A 24,286-nucleotide genomic window follows, 5' to 3' on the forward strand; every position below is an offset into this window, starting at 1 on the left:
TCATGAACAAAGGGATATTGGGGCTGCTGGCACTGTTGGCGTTGCCGGTGGCGGCCGAGGAACAGGAGGTGTACCTGCTGGCCACGGTGCAGCTGGGCGGCTCCAATCTGGCGCAGAGCATCTTCCTGCACGAGCCGCAGATCACCACGCTCGAGGACTGCCAGGAGGCCGTGCGAGTCGGTCAGCGTGACCGCGACTGGCAGCGTTATCACCACATCTTCATGCGCGACCGTTTCCAGGGCTTCACCGGCCACCTGGATTACCGTTGCGTGTTCAGTGCCCAGCGCTTCAGTGGCTGGAACGACCGGGCGCGCTACAACCAGCCCTACCTGATCAGCATCGACGAGCAGGCCAATCTGCAGGTCGAGCGCATGTCGAGTCAGGCTCAGTGCGCCACGCGTCTGAAGGGGTTGTCACAGGCGCAGCGAGCGATCAGTCGCTGCTCGGTGGGCAACCAGAACCTGCTGTAAGGGCTTACAGCGGCGGGGTTTCTTCTTCGGGCTTGCGTTTGTCGATGCCCGGCACATGGACGCCGCTCTCGGCGACCTGCGTGCCTTCCAGCTGCGGCTGGGTTACCCAGGTGAGGATGTCGTAGTAGCGGCGGATGTTGCGCACGAAGTGCACCGGCTCACCGCCACGGGCATAGCCGTAGCGGGTCTTGCTGTACCACTGCTTCTGCGCCAGGCGCGGCAGGATCTTCTGCACGTCGGCCCACTTGTTCGGGTCCAGGCCTTCGGCTTCGGTCAGCTTGCGCGCATCTTCCAGGTGACCGCCGCCGACGTTGTAGGCTGCCAGGGCGAACCAGGTGCGGTCCGGCTCGGCGATGCCTTCCGGCAGTTGCTGATGAACCTGGATGAAGTAGCGGGCGCCGCCATCGATGCTCTGCTTGGGGTCGAGCCGGTTGGAGACGCCTACCGACTGCGCGGTGCGCTGGGTGAGCATCATCAGGCCGCGCACGCCGGTCTTGGAGGTGGCATTGGGTTGCCACAGCGATTCCTGGTAGCCCATCGCGGCCAGCAGGCGCCAGTCGATCTGGTTGGCCTGGCCGGCCTGGCGGAACATCTTCTCGTAGCGCGGCAGGCGTTTCTGCAGGTGCTGGGCGAAGGTGTAGGCGCCCACGTAGCCGAGCACGTCGACGTGGCCATAGTAGCGTTCCTTCAGGCGCTGCAGGGTGCCGTTGGCCTGGGCGCGCTCGAGGAAGGCGTCGATCTCCAGCAGCAGGCTCTCGTCGTCACCGGCGGCCACGGCCCAGCGCATGGTGTTGGTGTCGTCCAGGTCGAACGCGACGCGTACGTTGGGGAAATACACCTGGTTCATCGCCAGCTCGTTGGAGTCGACCAGGGTCAGGTCGATCTGCCCTTCGTCGACCATGCGCAGCAGGTCGACCACCTCGACCGCGTCGGAGACTTCGAACTTGAGTTCGGGGAGCTGCTGTTTCAGGGCTTCCAGCTGCTCGGCATGGCTGCTGCCGGCCAGCACCAGAATGCGCTTGCCGACCAGGTCTTCCGGCTTGGTCGGGCGAGACTCGCCGTTGCGGTAGATGACCTGCGGCGTGACTTCCAGATAAGGGATGGAGAAGCGTGCCTGGCGCTGACGCTGCGGCGTATCCACCAGGCCGGCTGCCGCCATCACCGGGCCGTCGGGGCGGGCGAGGCTGGAGAACAGGCTGTCGAGATTGTCTGCCGTCTCGATCTTCAGTTCGAGGCCGAGGTCGGCGGCGAAACGCTTGGCCAGTTCGTACTCGAAGCCGGTAGCGCCGTTGCGGTCCTGGAAGTAGGTGGCGGGACTGTTACGAGTGACCACGCGCAGCTCACCCTCCGCCTTTACCTGCTCAAGTACGCTGGGCTTGGGTTCTTCGCCACAGCCAGTGAGCATCAGGAGGGTTCCAATCGCCAACAGCCCTGTGGCGCAACGCATGCGTATCGCAGGTCGTGCAAACATCGGCGCAGTATACGCAAAGCATCGTCGCTGCCATATCTCGACAGCGACGCGCTTCTCTGCTAGCGATCGCCCGTCTCGAAAGCGCCCGGCACGGGTGCTGTGAACGCGGCTTTAGGCTAGAATGCACGGCCTCTAAGCACACCCCTTCTCCAGAGGCTGTACCGACGATGTTGATCCTGCGCGGCGCTCCCGCCCTTTCCGCTTTCCGCCATGGCAAATTGCTCGAGCAACTGACCAGCAAGGTGCCGGCCGTGACCGGGCTGTACGCCGAGTTCGCGCATTTCGCCGATGTCACCGGCGTACTCAACACCGATGAAGAGCAGGTGCTGGCGCGCCTGCTCAAGTACGGCCCGAGCGTCGCTGTGCAGGAACCCAGTGGCAAGCTGTTCCTGACCATTCCGCGTTTCGGCACCATCTCGCCCTGGTCGAGCAAGGCCAGCGATATCGCCCGCAACTGTGGCCTGGCCAAGATCCAGCGCCTGGAGCGCGGCATCGCCTATTACGTCAGCGGTGAACTGAGCGAGGCCGACAGCTCTGCCGTCGCCGCGCTGCTGCATGACCGCATGACCCAGCTGGTGCTGAGCACCCTCGAGGACGCTGCGGCACTGTTCAGCCATGCCCAGCCCAAGCCGCTGACCGCCGTGGACATCCTCGGTGGTGGCCGTGCAGCGCTGGAGCAGGCCAACCAGGACCTCGGTCTGGCACTGGCCGAGGACGAGATCGACTACCTGGTCAAGAGCTTCAATGACCTGGGGCGCAACCCGCACGACATCGAACTGATGATGTTCGCCCAGGCCAACTCCGAGCACTGCCGCCACAAGATCTTCAATGCCAGCTGGGACATCGACGGCGAGAGCCAGGACAAGTCGCTGTTCGGCATGATCAAGAACACCTACCAGATGCACAGCGACGGCGTGCTGTCCGCCTACAAGGACAACGCCTCGGTCATCGAAGGCTTCAGTGCCGGGCGCTTCTTCCCCAACCCGGAAAGCCGCCAGTACGGCGCGGTGCAGGAGCCGGTGCACATCCTGATGAAGGTGGAGACGCACAACCACCCGACCGCCATCGCGCCGTTCCCTGGCGCCTCCACCGGCTCCGGTGGCGAGATCCGCGACGAAGGCGCGACCGGTCGTGGCGCCAAGCCCAAGGCGGGCCTGACCGGTTTCTCGGTGTCCAACCTGAACATCCCCGATTTCCTCCAGCCCTGGGAAAAGCCGTACGGCAAGCCCGAGCGCATCGTCAGCGCGCTGGACATCATGATCGAAGGCCCGCTCGGCGGCGCCGCGTTCAACAACGAATTTGGCCGTCCGGCGCTCAATGGCTACTTCCGTACCTTCGAGCAGTCGGTCGGCAGCCCGCGTGGCGAGGAAGTGCGCGGCTACCACAAGCCGATCATGCTCGCTGGCGGCCTGGGCAACATCCGTGAGAACCACGTGCAGAAGGGCGAGATCTCGGTCGGCGCCAAGCTGATCGTGCTCGGTGGCCCGGCCATGCTCATCGGTCTGGGCGGCGGCGCCGCGTCGTCGATGGCCACCGGCGCCAGCTCGGCCGACCTGGACTTCGCCTCGGTGCAGCGCGAGAACCCGGAAATGGAACGCCGCTGCCAGGAGGTCATCGACCGCTGCTGGCAGCTGGGCGAAGCCAACCCGATCAAGTTCATCCACGACGTCGGCGCCGGTGGTATCTCCAACGCCCTGCCGGAACTGATCAACGATGGCGGCCGTGGCGGTCGCTTCGAGCTGCGCAAGGTGCCCAACGACGAGCCGGGCATGGCCCCGCACGAGATCTGGTGCAACGAGTCGCAGGAACGCTACGTGATGAGCGTGGATGCTGCCGACTTCGAGCGCTTCCAGGCCATCTGCGAGCGTGAGCGCTGCCCGTTCGCCGTGGTCGGCGAGGCCACGGCCGAACCGCACCTGACCGTGACCGACAGCCATTTCAGCAACACCCCGGTGGACATGCCGCTGGAAGTGCTGCTGGGCAAGCCGCCGCGCATGCACCGCAGCGTGCAGCGTGAAGCCGAGCAGGGCGACGACTTCGCCGCCAGCGCAGTGGCCATCGATGATGCCATCGAGCGCGTGCTGCGCCACCCGGCCGTGGCCAGCAAGAGCTTCCTGATCACCATCGGCGACCGCAGCATCACCGGCCTCGTCGCGCGCGACCAGATGGTCGGCCCGTGGCAGGTGCCGGTGGCCGATTGCGCCGTCACCGCCACCAGCTTCGACGTCTACACCGGTGAAGCCATGGCGATGGGCGAGCGCACGCCGCTGGCTCTGCTCGATGCCCCGGCTTCCGGGCGCATGGCAGTCGGTGAAACCATCACCAACCTGGCGGCTGCGCGAATCGGCAAGCTGTCCGACATCAAGCTGTCGGCCAACTGGATGGCCGCAGCCGGCCACCCGGGCGAAGACGCGCGTCTGTACGACACCGTCAAGGCCGTCGGCATGGAGCTGTGCCCGGCACTGGGTATCACCATCCCGGTGGGCAAGGACTCCATGTCGATGAAGACCCGCTGGCAGGACGAGGGCGTCGACAAGAGCGTCACCGCGCCGCTGTCGCTGGTCATCTCCGGCTTCGCGCCGGTGCAGGACATCCGCCAGACCCTGACCCCGCAACTGCGCATGGACAAGGGCGAAACCGATCTGATCCTGATCGATCTGGGCCGTGGCCAGAACCGCATGGGCGCGTCGATCCTGGCGCAGGTCTATGCGCAGATCGGCCAGCAGGCACCGGACCTCGACGACGCCGAAGACCTCAAGGCCTTCTTCGCCGTGATCCAGGGCCTGAACGCCGACGGCCACCTGCTGGCCTATCACGATCGCTCCGACGGCGGCCTGCTGACCACCGTGCTGGAAATGGCCTTCGCCGGTCATTGCGGGCTGTCGCTGAACCTCGATGCACTGGCGGACGATGCCTCCGAGCTGCCGGCCGTGCTGTTCAACGAAGAGCTGGGCGCGGTGATCCAGGTGCGCCAGGACGCCACTCCGGAAGTGCTGGCGCAGTTCAGCGCCGCAGGCCTGGATGACTGCGTGGCGGTGATCGGCCAGGCGGTGAACAACGGCGACGTCAACATCAGCTTCAACGGCGAGTCGGTGTTCGCCGGCGAGCGTCGTCTGCTGCAACGTCAGTGGGCGGAAACCAGCTATCGCATCCAGCGCCTGCGCGACAACGCCCAGGGTGCCGACCAGGAATTCGACCTGCTGCTGGAAGAAGACAACCCCGGTCTGTCGGTCAAGCTCGGCTTCGACGTCAACCAGGACATCGCCGCGCCCTACATCAAGAAGGGCGTGCGTCCGCAAGTGGCGATCCTGCGCGAGCAGGGCGTCAACGGCCAGGTGGAAATGGCCGCCGCGTTCGACCGCGCCGGTTTCTCGGCCATCGACGTGCACATGAGCGATATCCTCGCCGGTCGTGTCAGCCTGGAAGAGTTCAAGGGCCTGGTGGCCTGTGGTGGCTTCTCCTACGGTGACGTGCTCGGCGCCGGTGAGGGCTGGGCCAAGTCGGTGCTGTTCAATGCCCGCGCCCGCGATGCCTTCCAGGGCTTCTTCGAGCGTCGCGACAGCTTCGCCCTCGGCGTGTGCAACGGCTGCCAGATGATGAGCAACCTGCATGAGCTGATTCCGGGCACCGAGTTCTGGCCGCACTTCGTGCGCAACCGCTCCGAGCAGTTCGAGGCGCGCGTGGCCATGGTCCAGGTGCAGGAGTCGGCGTCGATCTTCCTGCAGGGCATGGCCGGTTCGCGCATGCCGATCGCCATCGCCCACGGCGAGGGCCATGCCGAGTTCGAAAGCGAAGAGGCGCTGCTGGAGGCGGACCTGTCCGGCACCGTGGCCCTGCGTTACGTCGACAACCATGGCAAGGTCACCGAAGCCTACCCGGCCAACCCCAACGGTTCGCCGCGTGGCATCACCGGCCTGACCAGCCGTGACGGCCGCGTGACCATCATGATGCCGCACCCGGAGCGGGTGTTCCGCGCCGTGCAGAACTCCTGGCGCCCGGATGAGTGGCAGGAAGACGGCGGCTGGATGCGCATGTTCCGCAACGCCCGCGTCTGGGTGGACTGACAGCGGCCGCCTAGCGGCCCTCTGTCGCCCCTCTCCCGTCATTGGGAGAGGGGCCGGTTCCGGCGTTCGTAGCCCGGATGCAATCCGGGAAAGCCTGTGGCATACCTTCCCTGGATTTCATCCGACTCCGCAGGCCTTGTGCATGGCCGATGATCCTCTGCCCATCCTCCCCGAAGTTCGCCTGGTCAGCCCCGGCGAAGCCCATCGCCTGTGCCGCTGCGGCCAGTCTGCGCAGTTGCCGGACTGCCACGCCGGTTGCCCGCAATCCCTGATCCTGCGTCCCGAGCGCGAGCAGCGGCTGTTGCTCTGCCGCTGCGGACGCTCACGGAGCATGCCTCATTGCGATGGCAGCCACAGCCCGCCGGCACCCAGCCTGGCCGACAAGTGGCGGCGTTTTTTCGCCGGCGGCTGAGAACGCCACACCGATCATTCGAGTCGAACGCAGCGAATCGTTTCCCGCCTCGGGCGGATTTGTGCGGGCGACCGCAAGACAAAGTCATGGCGAAATGACACTATATTGGCGTCATGACTTGTCTGCTGTTCGGTTGCCCATCTGCGGAGAACTTGATGTACAAACTGTGTTTCTACGTGCCGGAAGCCCATCTGGAGCCGGTGAAAAAAGCGGTGTTCGCTGCCGGGGGCGGGCGTATCGGCCTCTATGACAGTTGCTGCTGGCAGGTGCTCGGCCAGGGCCAGTTTCGCGCTCTGGAGGGCAGTCAGCCGTTCCTGGGGCAGGTCGGCGAGATCGAACAGGTTGCCGAGTGGAAGGTGGAGATGGTCGTCGCGGACGAGCTGATCCACGATGCGGTCAAGGCCCTGAAAAAACACCACCCGTACGAGACGCCGGCCTTCGACGTCTGGCGACTGTCCGATCTGCAGTTCTGAAAAAGGCGCCGATGGCGCCTTTTTCATGGCGTGATCTCAGGGGCGAATCTCGATCAGCGTCCCGTCCTTGACCAGGCTCCACACCTCGCGCATGTCGTCGTTCTTCATGGCGATGCAGCCCTCGGTCCAGTCGAGGGTGTGGAAGAACCACTCGGGGTACTCCTCGTCCAGCGGCGTGCCGTGGATCATGATCATGCCGCCCGGTGGCACGCCGGCGTTCTTCGCGTGTGCCAGGTCACGGGCATTGGGGTAGGAGATGTGCAGCGACAACTGGTACTTGTCGCTCGGCTTGCGCCAGTCGATCCAGTAGAAGCCTTCCGGCGTGCGCAGGTCGCCCTCGCGCTGCTTGGCGCCGGTGGGCTGCTTGCCCAGGGAAATGCGGTAGGACCTGATGGTCTCGCCGCGCTGCTGCAGGTGCAGCTGGCGCTCGGACTTGAGGATGAGCACCTTGTCGACGGTGCGCGTGCCGCTCGCCGGCGTGGTGCTGGCGAAGGCATTGAGGCTGAGGGTCAGGCAAAGCAGGGGCAGCAACCAGCGCATCGGGATCGTCCGCAAGGGTCAACGGGGTGTGTAGTGGGCGCGCAGCGCTTCGAGGGGTTCGTTGCGTACCGGAAAGAGATTCTGCCGACGGTCGGCGAAGAAGCATTCTAAGGTACGGCCTATGGTGGGGAAAGCCAGCTCTGACCAGGGGATCTGCGCTTCGTCGAACAGGCGCACCTCCAGGCTTTCCTCGCCCACGGCGAAGTCAAGGTCGACCAGCTCTGCGCGAAACATCATGTACACCTGGCTGATGTGCGGCAGATCGAAGAGGGTATAGAGACTGAGGTCGCGTACCCGTGCGCAGGCCTCTTCCAGGGTCTCGCGGGCCGCGGCCTGTTCGATGGTCTCGCCGTTCTCCATGAAACCGGCCGGCAGGGTCCAGTAGCCACGGCGCGGCTCGATGGCGCGCCGGCACAGCAGGACCTGCTCGCCCCATACCGGCAGGCAGCCCGCGACGATGCGCGGGTTCTCGTAATGCACGGTGGTGCACTGGCTGCACACGTGGCGCATGCGGTTGTCGCCCGCTGGGATCATGCGGGTGACCGGGTTGCCGCACTGGCTGCAGAATTTCATGCCTGATCCTCGTTCATGGCGTTATCTTGGCGGTCCTGGTTCGGGCCGGCAAGCCCGCGATTCTGGCCGGCCAGCCCTTTCGTCGGGGTTGGGCGTGCGGCCGCTTTCATGCCATGATGCCGGGCAAAACAAGACTCCGAGTATGGCCATGCTGGACGAGTTGCTCCATCGCGTGCGCGATTATCGACCGCGCCCTCTGGAGGCCGGGCACAGCTTCCCCGAGGCGGCAGTGCTGGTCCCTATCACCCGTAGCGACGAACCTGAACTGGTGTTGACCCTGCGCGCCAGCGGCCTGTCGACCCACGGCGGTGAGGTTGCCTTCCCCGGTGGGCGTCGTGATCCGGAGGATCGTGACCTGGTGCATACCGCGCTGCGCGAGGCCGAGGAGGAGGTGGGGCTGCCACCGGGGCTCGTGGAGGTACTCGGACCGCTCAGCCCGCTGGTGTCGCGTCACGGTATCCGCGTCACGCCCTATGTCGGGCTGGTGCCCGATTACGTCGAGTACAAGGCCAACGATGCGGAAATCGCCTCGGTGTTCTCCGTGCCGCTGGAGTTCTTCCGCGACGACCCGCGCGAAGTCACTCACCGTATCGATTACCTCGGGCAGAGCTGGTACGTGCCGTCCTACACCTATGACCAATATCGCATCTGGGGGCTGACGGCGATCATGGTCGTGGAGCTGGTCAACCTGCTCTACGACGCCGGGATTGCCCTGCACCAGCCGCCCGAACACTTCATACACCTGCGCTGAGGACTGACGAGCATGAAATATCGCCTGGGAGGCTCCCGTGTCGACGCCCATCCCGAAAGCTGGGTCGCGCCCAGCGCCGACCTGATCGGCAAGGTTCGTCTGGACGCGGGGGCCAGCGTCTGGTTCGGCGCCGTGCTGCGTGGCGACAACGAGCTGATCCACATCGGTGAGAACAGCAACGTGCAGGATGGCACCGTCATGCACACGGACATGGGCTTTCCGCTGACCCTGGGCAAGGGCGTCACCGTGGGCCACAACGTGATGATGCACGGCTGCACGGTGGACGATTACAGCCTGATCGGCATCAATGCGGTCATCCTCAACGGCGCGAAGATTGGCAAGAACTGCATCATCGGCGCCAACAGCCTGATTCCCGAGGGCAAGGTCATTCCCGATGGCAGCCTGGTCATGGGCAGCCCGGGCAAGGTGGTGCGTGAGCTCACCGAGCAGCAGAAGAAGATGCTGGAGGCCAGTGCCGCCCATTACGTTCATAATGCCCAGCGCTATGCCCGAGAGCTGGTCGTTGACGATGAATGACGAGAAACCCGTGCGCTCTCCCTGCGTGCATGTCTGCGCGCTGGACGAGCAGGACATCTGCATCGGCTGTCAGCGCACGGCCGCCGAAATCACCCGCTGGGGCCGCATGGACAATGCCGAGCGCCGCGAGGTGCTGCAACGCAGCCTGGAGCGCGCCCGCGCTTCGGGCCATTTACTGATCCCCTCCTGATTCACTGTTCGAGGAACATTCATGCCCCGTATTGGAACCCCTCTATCGCCGAGTGCGACCCGTGTACTGCTGTGTGGTTGCGGTGAGCTCGGCAAGGAAGTGGTCATCGAACTGCAGCGTCTGGGTTGTGAAGTGATCGGTGTCGACCGCTACGCCAACGCCCCGGCGATGCAGGTCGCCCATCGCGCCCACGTGATCGACATGCTCGACGGTGCCGCCCTGCGTGCCGTGATCGAGAAGGAGCAACCGCACTACATCGTCCCGGAAATCGAGGCCATAGCCACCGCCACGCTGGTCGAGCTGGAGGCCGAGGGGTTCAACGTGGTGCCCACCGCGCGTGCGGCGCAACTGACCATGAACCGTGAAGGCATCCGTCGCCTGGCGGCCGAAGAACTGGGGCTGCCGACCTCGCCCTATCATTTCTCCGACACCTACGAGGACTACGCTGCGGCGGTGAAGTCCGTCGGCTATCCCTGCGTGGTCAAGCCGATCATGAGTTCCTCCGGCAAGGGCCAGAGCGTGCTGCGCAGCGATGCCGATCTGCAGAAATCCTGGGACTACGCCCAGGAAGGCGGGCGTGCGGGCAAGGGCCGGGTGATCGTCGAGGGCTTCATCGATTTCGACTACGAGATCACCCTGCTCACCGTGCGTCATGCCGGTGGCACCAGCTTCTGCGCGCCGATCGGCCATCGCCAGGAGGGTGGTGACTATCAGGAGTCCTGGCAGCCGCAGCCGATGAGCCCGAAGGCACTGGCCGAGTCCGAGCGCGTGGCGCTGGCGGTGACCGAGGCGCTCGGTGGGCGTGGCCTGTTCGGCGTCGAGTTGTTCGTCAAGGGCGACCAGGTCTGGTTCAGCGAGGTGTCGCCGCGTCCGCACGACACCGGCCTGGTGACCCTGATCTCCCAGGAGCTGTCCGAGTTCGCCCTGCATGCACGGGCCATTCTCGGCCTGCCGATTCCGCTCATTCGCCAGATGGGGCCGTCGGCTTCGGCGGTGATCCTGGTCGAGGGCAGCTCGCAGCAGGCCAGCTTCGCCAACCTCGGTGCCGCCCTGAGCGAAGAGGACACGGCGCTGCGTCTGTTCGGCAAGCCCGAGGTCAAGGGGCAGCGCCGCATGGGCGTGGCGTTGGCCCGCGACGAGTCCATCGAAACTGCCCGGGCCAAGGCCCTGCGCAGCGCGCAAGCGGTTCGCGTTCAGCTGTGAGCCGGCACGCGTTGTGGTGGCTGGCGACTCTGCCATTGCTGCCCATCGCGCTGCCGTTGGCCGTGCATACGCGGCGCACGGCCCTGCGCCTGCCCGTGGCGCAGGGTGAACCTTGCGGACTGGCGGCCGCCGATCGGCCGGGTGAACCGCTACGCCTGCTGCTGATCGGTGAGTCGACCGTGGCGGGCGTCGGTGTGCGGGGGCTCGATCAGGCGCTGGCGAGCTGCCTGGCTGCCGCGCTGGCCGAGCGCCTCGGGCGACCGGTGCAGTGGCGTGCCTGTGGCGAGAACGGCATCACCGCGCGCCAGGCGTGTGAGCGCCTGTTGCCGCAGGCATTGGCCGAGCCGGCTGATCTGGTGCTGCTGGTCTTCGGGGTCAACGACACCACGCATCTCACTCCGGCCAGGCGCTGGCACCAGGCGCTGGTCGAGATGGCCGAGGCTTTCCGGGTGCAGGGCTGTCACGTGGCGTTCAGCGCCGTGCCGCCCCTGCGGCACTTCACGGCGTTGCCCTGGCTGTTGCGTCAGTTGATGGGCTGGCGGGCGAGTCTGCTGGACCGTGAGCTGCAAGCGCTGGCGCAGCGTTCTGGGGCGCTGCATTGCGCACTGGACCTGCCGTTCGAGGCGCGCTACCTGGCCGAGGATGGTTACCACCCTTCGGCATTGGGCTATCGGGTATGGGGCGAGGGCCTCGCCGGGCGACTCAGTCCGCTGCTGCAGCGTCCGTCTTGACCTTTTCCACTTGCCAGACACGCACGCTCTTCACGCGGTTTTCCGCCGCCTGGAGGATTTCCAGGCGGTAGGGGCCGATCTTCAGGCAGACGCTGCTGTCGGGGATGCTCTCCAGCGCTTCGGTGATCAGGCCGTTGAGGGTCTTGGGGCCGTCGCTGGGCAGGTGCCAGCCGAGGGTCTTGTTCACTTCGCGGATGTAGGCGGCGCCATCGATGACCAGGGTGCCATCTTCCTGCGGATGGATATCCGGGCTGCGCAGGCTGTCCTGGTTGCTGAAGTCGCCGACGATTTCCTCGAGGATGTCCTCCAGGGTGACGATGCCGATCACGTCGCCGTACTCGTCGACGACGATGCCGATGCGGCGCTTCTGCTTCTGGAAGTTGATCAGCTGGGTCGACAGCGGCGTGTTCTCCGGCACGAAGTAGGGTTCGTGGCAGGCCGCGAGCAGGGCTTCCTTGGTCAGCTGGTTGTGGCTGAGCAGACGGGCGATCTGGCGCATGTGCACCACGCCCTCGATCTGGTTGATGTCGCCGCGGAATACCGGTAGCCGGGTGTGCGGTGTGCTGCGCAACTGGCCGACGATGCTTTCCAGGTCGTCGTCGAGGTCGATGCCGGCAACTTCGTTGCGCGGGATCATGATGTCGTCGACCGTGACCCGCTCCAGATCGAGGATGCCCAGCAGCATGTTCTGGCGATTCTTCGGCAGCTCGGAACCGGATTCGCGCACCACGCTGCGCAGTTCCTCGGTGGACAGGCTGTCGCTGGCGCGCTGCGCCGGGTCGACGCCGAACAGGCGCAGCAGGCCGTTGCTGATCACGCCAGTCAGCCAGACCACGGGATAGAGCACGCGTTGCAGCAGGCTCAGTACGCGGCTGGCGGGGAAGGCCACCAGCTCGGGGCGCAGCGCCGCCAGGGTCTTGGGGGTGATCTCGCCAAAAATCAGCACGACGATGGTCAGACCGGCCGTCGCGATGGCGATCCCGGCTTCGCCCCACATGTCCACGGCCAGTACGGTGGCGATGGAGGCGGCGAGGATGTTCACCACGTTGTTGCCGACCAGGATGGTGCCGAGCATGCGGTCGGGCCGGTCGAGCAGGCGGGTGACACGGCGGGCGCCACTGTGTCCTTCCTTGGCCAGGTGCTTGAGCCGGTAGCGGTTGAGGCTGAGCATGCCGGTCTCGGAGCTGGAGAAGAACGCCGAGCAGAGGATGAGGAAAATCAGCAGGCCGAGCAGATAGCTCGAATGAAGGTCGTCCACGACGGCTGCCTCAGATATGCAGGATGAATTCGCGTACCAGCTTGCTGCCGAAGTAGGCCAGCATCAGCAGGCAGAACCCTGCGAGGGTCCAGCGAATGGCCTTGTGGCCGCGCCAGCCGAGCTGGTGGCGACCCCAGAGCAGAACGGCGAACACCACCCAGGCGAAGCAGGACAGGATGGTCTTGTGCGCCAGGTGCTGGGCGAACAGGTCGTCGATGTACAGCGCGCCGGACAGCAGCGACAGCGACAGCAGCAGCCAGCCCGCGAAGAGGAAGCCGAACAGCAGGCTCTCCATGGTCTGCAGCGGCGGGAAGTTGCGGATGAGCCCAGATGGATGCTTGTGCTTGAGCTGGTAGTCCTGCAGCAGCAGCAGGACCGACTGGAACACGGCGATGGTCAGCATGCCGTAGGCCAGGATCGAGAACAGGATGTGGGCGAGGATGCCGGGGTGTTCGTCGATCGGGTTGATGGTGCCGCTGGGAATGAATTCCGCCGCCAGCACCGTCAGGGTGCCGAGCGGAAACAGCAGCAACAGCAGGTTCTCCACCGGAATGCGGGCGCAGGCCAGGAGGATCAGGGCGATGACGGCGCAGGCGATGAGGCTGGCGGCGTTGAAGAAGTCCAGATTCAGGCCGTGGGCGTCATACAGCTGGAAGAACAGGCTGACGACATGCAGGCACAGGGCAAGCGTACCGAGCGCTACCAGCAGGCGTTTGTCCGGGATGCTGCGCTTGGTCAGGCGCAGCCCTTGATAAGCAGTGGCGCCGGCATAAAGGAAGGCGGCGGCAAGACTGGGCAACAGAGGGTGCATAAATCCGTGTAAGGCGAGCCCGAAAGGCGCTGAGTGTGGCACAGAAGGGTATCGGCACGAAAGACTGGCGGCGGTGTCGGCCGCTCGGCGACTTCGCTATAATCCGCCGCTTGTCGCACATCCGGTACGCCGGGTCGCACCCTATTCAAGGAACGCGCATGTTCGAAAATCTTACCGATCGCCTGTCCCAGACGCTGCGTAACGTCACGGGCAAGGCCAAGCTGACCGAAGACAACATCAAGGACACCCTGCGTGAAGTGCGCATGGCGCTGCTCGAAGCCGACGTGGCTTTGCCGGTGGTCAAGGAGTTCGTCGGCAAGGTCAAGGAACGCGCCGTCGGCACCGAGGTGTCCAAGAGCCTGACCCCGGGCCAGGCCTTCGTGAAGATTGTCCGCGCCGAGCTGGAAGAGCTGATGGGCGCGGCCAACGAGGACCTGGCGCTGAATGCCGCGCCGCCTGCCGTGGTACTGATGGCCGGTCTGCAGGGTGCGGGCAAGACCACCACCGCCGGCAAGCTGGCCAAGTTCCTCAAGGAGCGCAAGAAGAAGTCGGTGTTGCTGGTCTCTGCCGACGTCTATCGTCCGGCGGCGATCAAGCAGCTGGAAACCCTGGCTGGCGACCTCGACGTCACCTTCTTCCCCTCCGATGCCAGCCAGAAGCCGGTGGACATCGCCAACGCGGCGATCCGCGAGGCCAAGCTCAAGTTCATCGACGTGGTCATCCTCGATACCGCCGGTCGCCTGGCCGTCGACGCCGAGATGATGGCCGAGATCCAGGCGCTGCACGCGGCGGTCAAGCCGGTGGAGACGCTGTTCGTGGTCGATGCCATGACCGGCCAGGATGCTGCCAACACGGCCAAGGCGTTCAGTGACGCGCTGCCGCTGACCGGCGTGGTGCTGACCAAGGTCGACGGCGACGCCCGTGGCGGTGCCGCGCTGTCGGTGCGACATATCACCGGCAAGCCGATCAAGTTCATCGGTATGGGCGAGAAGAGCGATGCGCTCGAGCCTTTCCACCCTGATCGTATCGCCTCGCGCATCCTCGGCATGGGCGACGTGCTCAGCCTCATCGAACAGGCCGAGCAGACCCTCGACCGCGAGAAGGCCGAGAAGCTCACCAAGAAGCTGAAGAAGGGCAAGGGCTTCGATCTCGAAGACTTCCGCGACCAGCTGCAGCAGATGAAGAACATGGGCGGTCTTGGCGGCCTGATGGACAAGCTGCCGTCCATCGGCGGCGTCAACCTGTCGCAGATGGGCAACGCCCAGGGCGCGGCCGAGAAGCAGTTCAAGCAGATGGAGGCGATCATCAACTCGATGACGCCTGCCGAGCGACGTGACCCGGAGATGATCAGCGGTTCGCGCAAGCGCCGTATCGCGCAGGGTTCCGGCACCCAGGTGCAGGACATCGGGCGTCTGATCAAGCAGCACAAGCAGATGCAGAAGATGATGAAGAAATTCACCGCCAAGGGCGGCATGGCCAAGATGATGCGTGGCATGGGCGGCATGTTGCCCGGCGGCGGCATGCCGAAATTCTGATCTCTGCAGCCCGGTCGATGGCCGGCTGGAAAAAGAGATTTGCAAACCGCCGCATAATCCTTAAAATATGCGGCCTTTCGGGCCCAGGCCCATTTTTAATGTGTGCCTCAAGTTAGCACCGACTATAGGAACGATGTTCACATGGTAACCATCCGTCTTGCTCGTGGCGGCTCCAAAAAGCGCCCCTTCTACCACCTGACCGTGACCAACAGCCGCAATGCGCGCGATGGTCGTTTCGTTGAGCGTATCGGTTTCTTCAACCCGATCGCTGCCGGTGGCGAAGTGCGTCTGTCCGTCGACCAGGAGCGTGCGACCTACTGGCTGGGCCAGGGCGCTCAGCCGTCTGAGCGTGTTGCTCAGCTGCTCAAGGAAGCTGCCAAGGCTGCTGCCTAAGCATCTTTATGAGTACGACGCCGGCCGTCGCCGAGGACCTGATCGTTCTCGGCAAGATTGTCTCGGTGCACGGCGTCAGGGGTGAAGTGAAGGTGTACTCCTTTACCGATCCCATCGATAACGTGCTCGATTACCGAAACTGGACGCTCAAGCGTGACGGTGAGGTAAAGAAAGTGGAACTGGCCAGCGGCCGCCTGCAAGGCAAGGTGCTGGTAGCCAAGTTGAAGGGTCTGGATGATCGCGAAGTCGCGCGTAGCTACGCCGGTTTCGAGATCTGCGTGCCGCGTAGCGAGCTGCCGGATCTGGAGGAAGGTGAGTTCTACTGGTACCAGTTGCAAGGCTTGAAGGTCATCGATCAGGCAGGGCAGTTGCTCGGTGTGATCGACCACTTGTTCGAGACCGGTGCCAACGATGTGATGGTGGTCAAGGCCTGCGCGGGCAGCCTGGATGATCGCGAGCGGCTGTTGCCCTATACGGAGCAATGCGTGCTGTCGATCGACCTGGCCGCTGGCGAGATGCGGGTCGACTGGGATGCGGATTTCTAAGGCTCATGCGCGTAGAAGTCATCACGCTGTTCCCGGAGATGTTCGCCGCCATTGGCGAGTACGGCATCACCAGTCGTGCGGTGAGGCAGGAGCTGCTCAAGCTCAACTGCTGGAATCCGCGGGACTACACAACGGATCGCCACCATACGGTGGATGACCGTCCCTTCGGCGGTGGCCCGGGGATGGTGATGAAGATCAAGCCTCTCGAGGATGCCCTGGCCAGCGCCAGGCAAGCCGCGGGGGAGACGGCGAAGGTGATTTACCTGTCGCCGCAGGGGCGTCGTCTGAATCAGGCGGCGGTCCGCGAGCTGGCACAGGAGGATGCACTGATCCTGATCGCCGGTCGTTATGAAGGCATCGACGAGCGTTTCATCGAGACGCATGTCGATGAGGAATGGTCGATTGGCGACTACGTCCTGTCCGGCGGTGAGCTGCCGGCCATGGTGCTGATCGATGCGGTGACGCGCCTTTTGCCTGGTGCATTGGGTCATGCCGATTCGGCCGAGGAGGACTCCTTTACGGATGGCCTGCTCGACTGCCCGCACTACACCCGACCGGAGGTGTATGCGGATAAACGTGTTCCTGACGTGTTGCTTAGTGGCAACCACGAACACATCCGGCGCTGGCGTTTGCAGCAGTCCCTTGGTCGGACCTGGGAACGTCGCGCTGATCTTCTGGATAGCCGCTCGCTTTCTGGAGAAGAGAAGAAGCTGCTGGAGGAATACATCCGCCAGCGGGACGATAGTTAACGTATCGATGGCAGGCCGGGAGGCTTGTCTTAGGAGCGCAGCATGACCAACAAGATTATCCAGATGCTCGAAGCCGAGCAGATGAACAAAGAAATCCCGACTTTCGCACCGGGCGACACCGTTGTCGTGCAAGTGAAAGTGAAGGAAGGCGACCGTCAGCGTCTGCAGGCCTTCGAAGGCGTCGTTATCGCCAAGCGTAACCGTGGCCTGAACAGCGCTTTCACCGTGCGCAAGATCTCCAGCGGTGTAGGCGTCGAGCGTACCTTCCAGACCTACTCGCCGCTGGTCGACAGCCTGAGCGTCAAGCGTCGCGGTGACGTGCGCAAGGCCAAGCTGTACTACCTGCGCGACCTGTCCGGCAAAGCCGCGCGCATCAAGGAAAAGCTGTCCTAAGTTCGGACGCTTCTCTGAAAAAAGCAGCCTACGGGCTGCTTTTTTCGTTTCTGGGCCGCGTTGACCGATGGGTTTCGTGGCCAGGTCCATCCATAGAATGAGCAGTCGTGGCATGACCCCGAGAGAGCAGGAAATCCAGCGGCGTACCCAGTTGTCGGAAACCCGCGTGACCAAGGCGGTGTTCCCGCCGACCACCAACCATCACAACACCCTGTTCGGCGGCACGGCGCTGGCCTGGATGGACGAGGTGTCGTTCATCGCCGCCACGCGTTTCTGCCGCCTGCCGCTGGTGACCGTGTCCAGCGATCGTATCGATTTCAAGCATGCGATCCCGGCGGGGTCGATCGTCGAGTTGATCGGTCGGGTGGTCAAGGTTGGCAACACCAGCCTCAAGGTGGAGGTCGAGGTGTTCGTTGAGGGCCTTTACCAGGAGGGGCGCGAGCGGGCCATCAGCGGCAGTTTCAGCTTCGTCGCCGTCGACGAGCAGCAGAAGCCGGTGCCGGTGCTGCCGGGCTTCGCGCAGTAGGCGTGCAGCGGCTCAGGGGCGCAGGCTGACTTTCAGGCTGGCCTGCGACAGGTCGATGTTGTGCAGGCTCAGGTTGCCGAAGCTCTGCCCGGCAGGGGCGCCCTTGACCCGGATGTTGTCGAAGCGCAGCTCACCGATCGAGCTGGGCAGGTTGACGTTGAACGAACCGTCGTTGTTCAGCGTCGAGCGCAGCTTGCCGGTGTCGTAGCGCACGTCGCTCAGACGGGTTTCGGCGTCCAGGTTGTCGAGTACCGGCATCACCAGCTTGGCCAGCTGCTTGACCGTGCCCAGTCCGTCACCGCTTTCCGCACGCAGCAGCAGCCCCTGCAGCGCGTCGTCCAGGCCCTGTGCGCTGACCTCGCTCATCTCGCTGTCGCTCAGTGACTGCATGCCTCGCGGCGTTTCCTCCTGGCTGATGCTGCTGGGGGGCTGCAGGCGCTGGATGTCGGCGCTGGCCATCTGAAAGGGGGTCATCAGCGCGGCCACCAGGGTGGCGGCGAGGCGCAGGTTGCTCTGCTTCTTCAGCGCCTTGCCCAGTTGCTTCTGGGTCAGCAGACCCTGTTCCACCAGCACTTCGCCGAGGCGCTTGTGGCTGGTCAGCTGTACCTTGATGGCAGCATCCAGCTGCGCGGTGCTGATCAGTCCCTTGTTGATCAGTATCTGGCCGAGTCGAGAGTTGACGTGCTGGGACATGACGGGCTACCAAGTGTGTGATGGCATGGTGGAATCATGGGTGTGACATCCCTGTCTGTCACCCAACCAAAGATAGGCTACCCCGCAGTCGGTCCCGTGGCCGCGGGTTGTTCCTCTACGGGCGCGGCAGGTGCTGTTTCCTCTGTTTCGATAAGTGCCATCAGCGTCCAGCCCGTGCCGGGCGTGAAGGCCAGTGGCTGGGTGGCGATGTGCAGCCAGCCGTTGGGAGCGCGGGCCAGCAGCAGGGTCGCGCGCTTGCCGTACAGCGCGGTGTAGGCATCCCAGTCGAAGGTCTCGCTCAGGGTGGTGCTGCGGACCTCGTCGCCACGCGCCAGCCGGCTGGCGAATTGAGGATAGCTCAGCGCCTGGCTGCCGATCGCCGTGCCCCGCACTTCATCGCTGCTGCGATGCTTGTCGCTGCGCCTGCCGTCGGCGCTGGTGGGCAGGGTGAAGCGCCGGTTGCTCGGGAAGTCATGGCGGAAATGCATGCAGGCCAGGGCGTTCAGCTCCGCCGACGGCGCCAGTGCCAGCAGGTGGCCGAGGCCGACCAGGTCCAGGTGCGCTTCGGCGTGTTGCGAAGTCGGGTTGCCGAAGTAGGTGGGCAGTCCGGCCATGCGCGCGGCGCGGATGTTCTCCCAGCTCGAGTCGGTCAGCAGGACCTGGCTGCCGAGCCCCTGGATGGCCTTGCCCACTGCCCGGGCGACCGGGTTGGCGCCGACGATCAGGAAGCCGCTCGGCGAGGGTTCCGTCACCTTCAGCAGGCGCGCCAGCGGGCGTGCCGTGGCGCTTTGCAGCACCACGGTGCCGATGATGACCAGGAAGGTCAGTGGCACCAGCAGCTGGGCCTGTTCGTTCCCCTGCTGCTCCAGGCGCAGGGCGAAGATCGCCGAGACCGCGGCAGCGACGATGCCGCGCGGGGCGATCCAGGCCAGCAGGGCGCGTTCACGCCAGTTCAGGCTCGAGCCCAGCGTGCAGGCGAGGATGTTCAGCGGCCGGGCGATCAGCTGGATCACGGCGAGCAGCACCAGCGTCGCCGGCCCCAGGGCCAGCAGGGCGTAGAGGTCCAGCCGGGCGGCGAGGATGATGAACAGGCCGGAGATCAGCAGCACGCTGAGGTTCTCCTTGAAATGCAGGATCGGGCGGATGTCCACGCCGCGCATGTTGGCCAGCCACATGCCCATGATCGTCACCGCCAGCAGGCCGGACTCGTGCACCAGCAGGTTAGCGGCGATGAAGATGCCCAGCACGGCGGCCAGCGAGGCGAAGTTGTGCAGGTACTCCGGCAGCCAGCGACGGCGCAGGACGATACCGAAGGCCCAGCCGGCGGCGGCGCCGAGCAGGCTGCCGCAGGCGATCACCGCGGCGAAGGTGCTGAGGCTCTCGCTCAGCGCGTTGCCTTCGCCGTAGCTGACGATGAAGGCGAAGGTCACCACCGCCAGCAGGGCGCCGATGGGGTCGATGACGATGCCTTCCCAGCGCAGGATGTTGGCGACTGCCGATGTGGGGCGAACCACGCGCAGCATCGGGGCGATCACCGTTGGGCCGGTCACCAGCGTCAGGGTGCCGAACAGCAGGGCGAGGTCCCAGGCGAAGCCCAGCAGGTAGTGGCTGGCCAGGCTGATCACGGCCCAGGTGAGCAGGGCGCCGAGGGTCACCAGGCGATGCACGACCTTGCCGATCTCGCGCCATTCGGAGAGGTGCAGGGTCAGGCTGCCTTCGAACAGGATCAGGGCGACGGCCAGCGAGATGAAGGGAAACAGCAGCGGGCCGAACAGCTCCTGCGGGTCGAGCAGACCCAGCAGGGGGCCGGCGAGAATGCCGCCGAACAGCAGGAACAGAATGGCCGGCAGGCGCAGTCGCCAGGCCAGCCATTGGCTGGCCAGTGCCAGCAGGCCGATGCCGCCCAGGCTCAGCAGGATCTGTGTTTCGCTCATCGAATCTCCCTATCTGGTATTTCTGGAAACTGCCTGCGTGGCCATCACTGCGTCGAAAACAGGCGCAAAGTGCTCATTCATAGCGCGTAGACTGCACGTCTTCGCCTGTTCTTGCCTTGCGCTGGCTGCCTCGCCCACGGCTTTGGAGTTGCCCTATCGCGGTGAGGCTGTGGAAAACTAGCGGCACATTTTGTCATGGGTCGTCGATGTCAACGTTAACTCATCCCCTGATCGAGCGCTTCCTCGAGGCGTTGTGGTTGGAAAAGGGGCTCTCCGCCCATACGCAGGCCGCCTATCGCAGCGACCTGGAACACTTCAACGCCTGGCTGGATGCGCGTGGCCTGGCGTTGCAGCACATTGGTCGCGACGCGATTCTCAATCACCTGGCCTGGCGCCTCGAACAGGGCTACCAGGCGCGCTCGACGGCGCGTTTCCTGTCCGGGCTGCGGGGGTTCTACCGTTTCCTGCTGCGCGAGACTCTGATCGGCGAAGATCCGACGTTGCAGGTCGACCTGCCGCAGATCGGTCGGCCGCTGCCCAAGTCGCTGTCGGAGGCCGATGTCGAGGCCCTGTTGCAGGCGCCCGATCTGGACGACCCCATCGGTCTGCGCGATCGCGCCATGCTCGAGGTGCTCTACGCCTGCGGGTTGCGGGTCAGCGAGCTGGTGGGCCTGACGCTGGAGCAGGTCAATCTGCGCCAGGGGGTGTTGCGGGTGTTCGGCAAGGGCAGCAAGGAACGCCTGGTGCCGCTGGGCGAGGAGGCCATCGCCTGGATCGAGCGCTACACGCGCGAGGCGCGCCCGCTGTTGCTCGGCGGCAAGCCCAGTGATGTGCTGTTTCCCAGTCTGCGGGGTGAGCAGATGACCCGGCAGACCTTCTGGCACCGGATCAAGCACCAGGCCCGCGTCGCGGGGATCGCCAAGGCGCTGTCGCCGCATACCCTGCGGCATGCCTTCGCCACCCACCTGCTCAACCATGGTGCCGATCTGCGCGTGGTGCAGATGCTGCTGGGGCACAGCGACCTGTCCACCACGCAGATCTATACCCACATCGCCCGCGCGCGACTGCAGGAACTGCACGCCCAGCATCATCCGCGCGGCTGATCGCGGATGAACGAAACCCCGCCGTCGTTGCCGAGGGCGGGGTGCGTTCTGCCGGTGGTCTATTTCAGGCTGTTCTTCAGCGCCTGGGCGGCCTGGTCCATGGCACTGCGTACCGCTGGGACCTCCGCGACCACGTTGAGCAGCCCGTAGTCATGGATCATGCCGTTGTAGCGCACCGAGGTGACCGCGACGCCGGCGGCGTTCAGGCGGCGGGCGTAGGCTTCGCCTTCATCACGCAGCACGTCCATCTCGGCGGTCTGCACCAGTGCCGGCGGCAGGCCCTGCAGCTGTTCCAGGCTGGCGCGCAGCGGCGAGGCGTAGACCTCGTTACGCTGCTTCGGGTCGCTGGTGTAGTTGTCCCAGAACCATTCCATCATGCCGCGGGTCAGGAAGTGGCCGTCGGCGAACTGGTTGTAGGACGCGTTGTTGAAGTTGGCATCGGTGACCGGCCACAGCAGCAACTGGAAGCGCAGCTTCGGTGTGCCGGCGGCCTTCGCCTTGAGGGCGACCACGGCCGCCATGTTGCCGCCGACGCTGTTGCCGGCCACGGCCAGGCGCGAGCCGTCGACACCGATCTTGCTGCCGTTGTCCGCGACCCATTTGGTCGCTGCATAGGCCTGGTTGATCGCGGTCGGGTACCTGGCTTCCGGCGACGGCGTGTAGTCGACGTAGATCGCCGCGGCGCCGGAGCCCACCACCAGGTCACGGATCAGCCGCTCGTGGGTCGGATAGTCACCCAGTACCCAGCCGCCACCGTGGAAGAACATGAAGCCGGGCAGTACGCCGCGAGCGCCTTCTGGACGCACCACCTTGAGGGTGATGGCCTGGCCGTCCACATCGATCGTCCTGGTCTCCACGGTGATGCCGGACAGGTCCACCTTGACGCTGGCCTGGGCGCCCACCAGCACGCCGCGGGCGTCTTTCGGGGTGAGCGTTTCCAGGGGCTGGCCAGCACCTGCGGCCAGTGCGTCGAGGAAGCCCTGGGTGTTGCGTTCCACGCCGGGGCTGCCGGCGGCGAAGCTGTTGCCGATGGCCAGGGCGAGCAGCCCGGCGGTCAGGGTGCGAGAGATGTTCATGGTCAAACTCCTGTCGTTAGGTAGGGCTGCTGGGTTCAGTTCTGGTTGCTGCACACGCTGGACAGCTGTTCGTAGTCGAGGACGTGCACCTCGCCCGCACTGTTGCGGTAGGTCATCTTCGCCGTCACGACCTCGCACTGCGGGCTATTCGGCACCTCGATGGCGATCACCTTGGCGATATCCAGGTCCTGCCCGTAGCGATAGGGCGTGGCTTGCGCGCCGTGGGCGACGCTGGTCAGCGAGGCGCCAAGCGAGAGAGTCGTCAGGGCGATGGCGAACAGGGGGCGGGTTTTCATGCTGCTTCTCCTCTCGGGCAGCGCTCGGGTCCTGGCCGCGAGCGCTGGCTGCTGTCTGTCAGACGATGGTCAGGGTGACGTCGATGTTGCCGCGGGTGGCGTTGGAGTACGGGCAGACGATGTGCGCGCGATCCACCAGGGTCTGTGCCGCTTCAGGGGCGAGGCCGGGCAGGCTGATCCGCAGCTCGACCTCGATGCCGAAGCCGGTGGGGATGGCGCCGATGCCTACGGTGCCTTCGATGAAGGTGTCAGCCGGGATGCTCAGCTTGTCGCGGGCCGCGACGAACTTCAGCGCGCCGAGGAAGCAGGCGGAATAGCCGGCTGCGAACAGTTGCTCGGGGTTGGTGCCGTTGCCGCCTGCGCCGCCGAGTTCCTTCGGGGTGGTCAGGGCGATGTCCAGGATGCCGTCGGAGGAGACGGCGCGGCCTTCACGGCCACCAAAGGCTTCGGCGGTTGCACGGTAGAGAACGTTTTCGATGGTCATGGCGGTAATCCTCTTGGGTTGGGGCTGGATGGATCGGTTCGCTAATGATTTGTGCGCTAACCGTTTCCATGGAGCGAACTGTATTGCGCTAATGATTTGTGCGCAAGATAAATTTATCGAGTATTTCGCTATATGGATATGTTGCGCAGGAATAAAGAGCGAAGAGGGGTGGAGGGTGCGCGCGTAAAATGCCCGTGTGCTGCTGGTGCGTGCGCCGTCTGTTAGCTGTTCGGCTGTCTGCGACGCCATCTGTGGTAGGCTGTTGCGATTTTCACCGGTCCGTCGTTCGACAGGAGTGTTCATGTCCCTGACCCGTATTTCCGCTGCCCTGGCGCTCATGCTGGGCGCTGGCGTCTCGATGGCTGCAGAACCTGACCAGGCCATTCGTCAGGCGCTGCAGTCGCTCGACGCCAACTTGCCGATCGAAGCCATTGCCGAGAGCCCGATGTCGGGCATCTATCAGGTTCAGCTGGAGGGTGGGCGGCAGCTCTACACCAGTGCGGACGGCCAGTTCCTGATCCAGGGCTATCTGTTCCAGGTCAAGGATGGCAAGGCGGTCAACCTCACCGAGATCGAAGAGAGCCGTGCGGTGGCCAAGCAGATCAATGCCATTCCGGCCAAGGAAATGGTGGTGTTCGCGCCCAAGGCGCCGAAAACCCATATCACCGTGTTCACCGACACCGATTGTGGCTACTGCCAGAAGCTGCACAGCGAAGTGCCGGAGCTCAATCGCCTGGGCGTCGAAGTGCGCTACGTGGCCTTCCCGCGCCAGGGCCTGAACAGCCCGGCAGCCAAGGAACTGGCCAGCGTCTGGTGCAGCAAGGATCGCCAGGCGGCGATGAACCTGGCCAAGACTCGCCAGGCGGTGCCGGAGGCGGACTGCGACAACCCGGTGGCCAAGCAGTATCAGTTGGGCCAGATGATCGGTGTCAACGGTACGCCGGCCATCGTGCTTGCCAACGGCAAGATGATTCCGGGTTACCAGCCGGCGCCGCAGCTGGCCAGGATCGCCCTGGAGTCGAACGATTGAGTGCGGATTGACTAACAAACAGCCGCTTCGTAATGTGCGGCTCTT

At 64.8% G+C, this 24,286-nt stretch carries 27 protein-coding genes; 17 read left to right on the plus strand and 10 right to left on the minus strand.

The features are described 5' to 3' along the window. The first annotated feature begins 2 nt into the window (after window positions 1-2). On the plus strand, window positions 3-470 hold the full coding sequence (locus tag EPK82_RS14795) for a hypothetical protein (RefSeq protein WP_080757066.1): 468 nt from the start codon (window positions 3-5) through the stop codon (window positions 468-470). A gap of 4 nt (window positions 471-474) precedes the next feature. On the opposite strand, the gene mltF is transcribed toward EPK82_RS14795, so the two are convergent. Then, a complete protein-coding gene (gene mltF, locus EPK82_RS14800) occupies window positions 475-1,941 on the minus strand; it encodes a membrane-bound lytic murein transglycosylase MltF (protein ID WP_134677050.1) in 1,467 nt (488 codons plus the stop codon). A 167-nt stretch (window positions 1,942-2,108) separates the two neighbouring features. Between mltF and purL the strand changes: the two genes are divergently transcribed. The 3 genes from purL (at window position 2,109) to EPK82_RS14815 (ending at window position 6,890) form a co-directional block, all read left to right on the plus strand. After that, window positions 2,109-6,005 carry a phosphoribosylformylglycinamidine synthase gene (purL, locus tag EPK82_RS14805; RefSeq protein ID WP_134677051.1) on the plus strand — a complete coding sequence of 1,299 codons (3,897 nt, stop codon included), beginning with the start codon at window positions 2,109-2,111 and terminating at the stop codon, window positions 6,003-6,005. Between the two features lie 142 nt (window positions 6,006-6,147). Then, the gene (locus EPK82_RS14810) at window positions 6,148-6,417 is read left to right on the plus strand and encodes a CDGSH iron-sulfur domain-containing protein (protein WP_134677052.1); all 270 of its coding nucleotides are present in this window, start codon (window positions 6,148-6,150) and stop codon (window positions 6,415-6,417) included. Window positions 6,418-6,572: 155 nt separating this feature from the next. Further along, on the plus strand, window positions 6,573-6,890 hold the full coding sequence (locus tag EPK82_RS14815; protein WP_047589958.1) for a Nif3-like dinuclear metal center hexameric protein: 318 nt from the start codon (window positions 6,573-6,575) through the stop codon (window positions 6,888-6,890). Between the two features lie 36 nt (window positions 6,891-6,926). On the opposite strand, the gene EPK82_RS14820 is transcribed toward EPK82_RS14815, so the two are convergent. Both EPK82_RS14820 and EPK82_RS14825 read right to left on the minus strand, forming a co-directional pair. Next, the gene (locus EPK82_RS14820) at window positions 6,927-7,430 is read right to left on the minus strand and encodes a L,D-transpeptidase family protein (RefSeq protein WP_037049461.1); all 504 of its coding nucleotides are present in this window, start codon (window positions 7,428-7,430) and stop codon (window positions 6,927-6,929) included. An 18-nt stretch (window positions 7,431-7,448) separates the two neighbouring features. Next, window positions 7,449-8,003 carry an NUDIX hydrolase gene (locus EPK82_RS14825; protein WP_037049459.1) on the minus strand — a complete coding sequence of 185 codons (555 nt, stop codon included), beginning with the start codon at window positions 8,001-8,003 and terminating at the stop codon, window positions 7,449-7,451. A 148-nt stretch (window positions 8,004-8,151) separates the two neighbouring features. Here EPK82_RS14825 and EPK82_RS14830 point away from each other — a divergent pair, with 148 nt between their 5' ends. The 5 genes from EPK82_RS14830 to EPK82_RS14850 are packed head-to-tail and all read left to right on the plus strand — an operon-like array spanning window position 8,152 to window position 11,415. Then, on the plus strand, window positions 8,152-8,754 hold the full coding sequence (locus tag EPK82_RS14830; protein ID WP_047589989.1) for a CoA pyrophosphatase: 603 nt from the start codon (window positions 8,152-8,154) through the stop codon (window positions 8,752-8,754). Between the two features lie 12 nt (window positions 8,755-8,766). Then, window positions 8,767-9,291: a gamma carbonic anhydrase family protein gene (locus EPK82_RS14835; protein ID WP_037049457.1), complete on the plus strand. Its 525-nt coding sequence runs from the start codon at window positions 8,767-8,769 to the stop codon at window positions 9,289-9,291. After that, entirely contained in the window at window positions 9,284-9,481 is a 198-nt protein-coding gene (locus EPK82_RS14840; protein ID WP_134677053.1) for a DUF1289 domain-containing protein, read from the plus strand. The genes EPK82_RS14835 and EPK82_RS14840 overlap by 8 nt, the downstream gene beginning before the upstream one ends. Window positions 9,482-9,502: 21 nt before the next feature. After that, window positions 9,503-10,684 carry a formate-dependent phosphoribosylglycinamide formyltransferase gene (gene purT, locus EPK82_RS14845; protein ID WP_134677054.1) on the plus strand — a complete coding sequence of 394 codons (1,182 nt, stop codon included), beginning with the start codon at window positions 9,503-9,505 and terminating at the stop codon, window positions 10,682-10,684. Next, entirely contained in the window at window positions 10,681-11,415 is a 735-nt protein-coding gene (locus EPK82_RS14850; protein WP_037049448.1) for an SGNH/GDSL hydrolase family protein, read from the plus strand. The genes purT and EPK82_RS14850 overlap by 4 nt, the downstream gene beginning before the upstream one ends. Here EPK82_RS14850 and EPK82_RS14855 read toward each other — a convergent pair. Both EPK82_RS14855 and EPK82_RS14860 read right to left on the minus strand, forming a co-directional pair. Next, window positions 11,387-12,673, minus strand: a complete 1,287-nt coding sequence (locus EPK82_RS14855; RefSeq protein ID WP_037049445.1) for an HlyC/CorC family transporter — start codon at window positions 12,671-12,673, stop codon at window positions 11,387-11,389. The two genes, EPK82_RS14850 and EPK82_RS14855, sit on opposite strands and share 29 nt — an antisense overlap. A 10-nt stretch (window positions 12,674-12,683) precedes the next feature. Next, a complete protein-coding gene (locus tag EPK82_RS14860) occupies window positions 12,684-13,484 on the minus strand; it encodes a cytochrome C assembly family protein (protein ID WP_037049443.1) in 801 nt (266 codons plus the stop codon). 158 nt (window positions 13,485-13,642) lie between these two features. On the opposite strand from EPK82_RS14860, the gene ffh reads away from it, so the two are divergent. From ffh to EPK82_RS14890, 6 genes are all read left to right on the plus strand, one after another. Then, entirely contained in the window at window positions 13,643-15,019 is a 1,377-nt protein-coding gene (gene ffh, locus EPK82_RS14865; protein ID WP_037049441.1) for a signal recognition particle protein, read from the plus strand. A gap of 141 nt (window positions 15,020-15,160) precedes the next feature. After that, window positions 15,161-15,412: a 30S ribosomal protein S16 gene (rpsP, locus tag EPK82_RS14870; protein WP_003246162.1), complete on the plus strand. Its 252-nt coding sequence runs from the start codon at window positions 15,161-15,163 to the stop codon at window positions 15,410-15,412. Window positions 15,413-15,420: 8 nt separating this feature from the next. Beyond that, a complete protein-coding gene (rimM, locus tag EPK82_RS14875; protein ID WP_037049438.1) occupies window positions 15,421-15,957 on the plus strand; it encodes a ribosome maturation factor RimM in 537 nt (178 codons plus the stop codon). A 5-nt stretch (window positions 15,958-15,962) separates the two neighbouring features. Next, entirely contained in the window at window positions 15,963-16,706 is a 744-nt protein-coding gene (gene trmD, locus EPK82_RS14880) for a tRNA (guanosine(37)-N1)-methyltransferase TrmD (protein ID WP_037049436.1), read from the plus strand. A gap of 42 nt (window positions 16,707-16,748) precedes the next feature. Further along, complete coding sequence (gene rplS, locus EPK82_RS14885; RefSeq protein ID WP_003246155.1) at window positions 16,749-17,099, plus strand: 50S ribosomal protein L19; 351 nt, start codon at window positions 16,749-16,751, stop codon at window positions 17,097-17,099. 112 nt (window positions 17,100-17,211) lie between these two features. Continuing rightward, window positions 17,212-17,625: an acyl-CoA thioesterase gene (locus EPK82_RS14890; RefSeq protein ID WP_037049434.1), complete on the plus strand. Its 414-nt coding sequence runs from the start codon at window positions 17,212-17,214 to the stop codon at window positions 17,623-17,625. Between the two features lie 12 nt (window positions 17,626-17,637). Here the strand turns inward: EPK82_RS14890 and EPK82_RS14895 are convergent, their stop codons facing one another. Beyond that, on the minus strand, window positions 17,638-18,318 hold the full coding sequence (locus EPK82_RS14895; protein ID WP_037049430.1) for a hypothetical protein: 681 nt from the start codon (window positions 18,316-18,318) through the stop codon (window positions 17,638-17,640). A gap of 77 nt (window positions 18,319-18,395) precedes the next feature. Further along, a complete protein-coding gene (locus EPK82_RS14900; RefSeq protein WP_134677055.1) occupies window positions 18,396-20,252 on the minus strand; it encodes a cation:proton antiporter in 1,857 nt (618 codons plus the stop codon). A gap of 206 nt (window positions 20,253-20,458) precedes the next feature. Between EPK82_RS14900 and xerD the strand changes: the two genes are divergently transcribed. Next, the gene (gene xerD, locus EPK82_RS14905; protein WP_134677056.1) at window positions 20,459-21,355 is read left to right on the plus strand and encodes a site-specific tyrosine recombinase XerD; all 897 of its coding nucleotides are present in this window, start codon (window positions 20,459-20,461) and stop codon (window positions 21,353-21,355) included. 59 nt (window positions 21,356-21,414) lie between these two features. Here xerD and EPK82_RS14910 read toward each other — a convergent pair whose 3' ends face one another. From EPK82_RS14910 to EPK82_RS14920, 3 genes are read right to left on the minus strand one after another with little or no spacing between them, the layout of a single operon-like run. Continuing rightward, window positions 21,415-22,431 carry an alpha/beta hydrolase gene (locus EPK82_RS14910; protein ID WP_134677057.1) on the minus strand — a complete coding sequence of 339 codons (1,017 nt, stop codon included), beginning with the start codon at window positions 22,429-22,431 and terminating at the stop codon, window positions 21,415-21,417. Window positions 22,432-22,466: 35 nt separating this feature from the next. After that, a complete protein-coding gene (locus EPK82_RS14915; protein WP_037049420.1) occupies window positions 22,467-22,727 on the minus strand; it encodes a DUF2790 domain-containing protein in 261 nt (86 codons plus the stop codon). A 58-nt stretch (window positions 22,728-22,785) separates the two neighbouring features. Next, window positions 22,786-23,211, minus strand: a complete 426-nt coding sequence (locus EPK82_RS14920) for an organic hydroperoxide resistance protein (protein WP_036994554.1) — start codon at window positions 23,209-23,211, stop codon at window positions 22,786-22,788. A 301-nt stretch (window positions 23,212-23,512) separates the two neighbouring features. Between EPK82_RS14920 and EPK82_RS14925 the strand changes: the two genes are divergently transcribed. Beyond that, complete coding sequence (locus EPK82_RS14925; RefSeq protein WP_037049417.1) at window positions 23,513-24,241, plus strand: disulfide isomerase DsbC N-terminal domain-containing protein; 729 nt, start codon at window positions 23,513-23,515, stop codon at window positions 24,239-24,241. Window positions 24,242-24,286 lie beyond the last annotated feature (45 nt).

It is taken from the genome of Ectopseudomonas khazarica (genome assembly GCF_004521985.1).
Taxonomy (GTDB): Bacteria; Pseudomonadota; Gammaproteobacteria; order Pseudomonadales; family Pseudomonadaceae; genus Aquipseudomonas; species Aquipseudomonas khazarica.

What these genes read in the sequence shown, in the direction of transcription:
- EPK82_RS14825 (WP_037049459.1), bottom strand. Translation starts at nt 8,003, where the DNA reads ATGAAATTCTGCAGCCAGTGCGGCAACCCGGTCACCCGCATGATCCCA.
- EPK82_RS14840 (WP_134677053.1), top strand. Translation starts at nt 9,284, where the DNA reads ATGAATGACGAGAAACCCGTGCGCTCTCCCTGCGTGCATGTCTGCGCG.
- purT (WP_134677054.1), top strand. Translation starts at nt 9,503, where the DNA reads ATGCCCCGTATTGGAACCCCTCTATCGCCGAGTGCGACCCGTGTACTG.
- EPK82_RS14830 (WP_047589989.1), top strand. Translation starts at nt 8,152, where the DNA reads ATGCTGGACGAGTTGCTCCATCGCGTGCGCGATTATCGACCGCGCCCT.
- EPK82_RS14910 (WP_134677057.1), bottom strand. Translation starts at nt 22,431, where the DNA reads ATGAACATCTCTCGCACCCTGACCGCCGGGCTGCTCGCCCTGGCCATC.
- rplS (WP_003246155.1), top strand. Translation starts at nt 16,749, where the DNA reads ATGACCAACAAGATTATCCAGATGCTCGAAGCCGAGCAGATGAACAAA.
- rpsP (WP_003246162.1), top strand. Translation starts at nt 15,161, where the DNA reads ATGGTAACCATCCGTCTTGCTCGTGGCGGCTCCAAAAAGCGCCCCTTC.
- ffh (WP_037049441.1), top strand. Translation starts at nt 13,643, where the DNA reads ATGTTCGAAAATCTTACCGATCGCCTGTCCCAGACGCTGCGTAACGTC.
- EPK82_RS14860 (WP_037049443.1), bottom strand. Translation starts at nt 13,484, where the DNA reads ATGCACCCTCTGTTGCCCAGTCTTGCCGCCGCCTTCCTTTATGCCGGC.
- purL (WP_134677051.1), top strand. Translation starts at nt 2,109, where the DNA reads ATGTTGATCCTGCGCGGCGCTCCCGCCCTTTCCGCTTTCCGCCATGGC.
- EPK82_RS14915 (WP_037049420.1), bottom strand. Translation starts at nt 22,727, where the DNA reads ATGAAAACCCGCCCCCTGTTCGCCATCGCCCTGACGACTCTCTCGCTT.
- EPK82_RS14820 (WP_037049461.1), bottom strand. Translation starts at nt 7,430, where the DNA reads ATGCGCTGGTTGCTGCCCCTGCTTTGCCTGACCCTCAGCCTCAATGCC.
- EPK82_RS14835 (WP_037049457.1), top strand. Translation starts at nt 8,767, where the DNA reads ATGAAATATCGCCTGGGAGGCTCCCGTGTCGACGCCCATCCCGAAAGC.
- EPK82_RS14795 (WP_080757066.1), top strand. Translation starts at nt 3, where the DNA reads ATGAACAAAGGGATATTGGGGCTGCTGGCACTGTTGGCGTTGCCGGTG.
- EPK82_RS14895 (WP_037049430.1), bottom strand. Translation starts at nt 18,318, where the DNA reads ATGTCCCAGCACGTCAACTCTCGACTCGGCCAGATACTGATCAACAAG.
- EPK82_RS14925 (WP_037049417.1), top strand. Translation starts at nt 23,513, where the DNA reads ATGTCCCTGACCCGTATTTCCGCTGCCCTGGCGCTCATGCTGGGCGCT.
- EPK82_RS14815 (WP_047589958.1), top strand. Translation starts at nt 6,573, where the DNA reads ATGTACAAACTGTGTTTCTACGTGCCGGAAGCCCATCTGGAGCCGGTG.
- EPK82_RS14810 (WP_134677052.1), top strand. Translation starts at nt 6,148, where the DNA reads ATGGCCGATGATCCTCTGCCCATCCTCCCCGAAGTTCGCCTGGTCAGC.
- EPK82_RS14920 (WP_036994554.1), bottom strand. Translation starts at nt 23,211, where the DNA reads ATGACCATCGAAAACGTTCTCTACCGTGCAACCGCCGAAGCCTTTGGT.
- rimM (WP_037049438.1), top strand. Translation starts at nt 15,421, where the DNA reads ATGAGTACGACGCCGGCCGTCGCCGAGGACCTGATCGTTCTCGGCAAG.
- EPK82_RS14900 (WP_134677055.1), bottom strand. Translation starts at nt 20,252, where the DNA reads ATGAGCGAAACACAGATCCTGCTGAGCCTGGGCGGCATCGGCCTGCTG.
- mltF (WP_134677050.1), bottom strand. Translation starts at nt 1,941, where the DNA reads ATGTTTGCACGACCTGCGATACGCATGCGTTGCGCCACAGGGCTGTTG.
- xerD (WP_134677056.1), top strand. Translation starts at nt 20,459, where the DNA reads ATGTCAACGTTAACTCATCCCCTGATCGAGCGCTTCCTCGAGGCGTTG.
- EPK82_RS14890 (WP_037049434.1), top strand. Translation starts at nt 17,212, where the DNA reads ATGACCCCGAGAGAGCAGGAAATCCAGCGGCGTACCCAGTTGTCGGAA.
- trmD (WP_037049436.1), top strand. Translation starts at nt 15,963, where the DNA reads ATGCGCGTAGAAGTCATCACGCTGTTCCCGGAGATGTTCGCCGCCATT.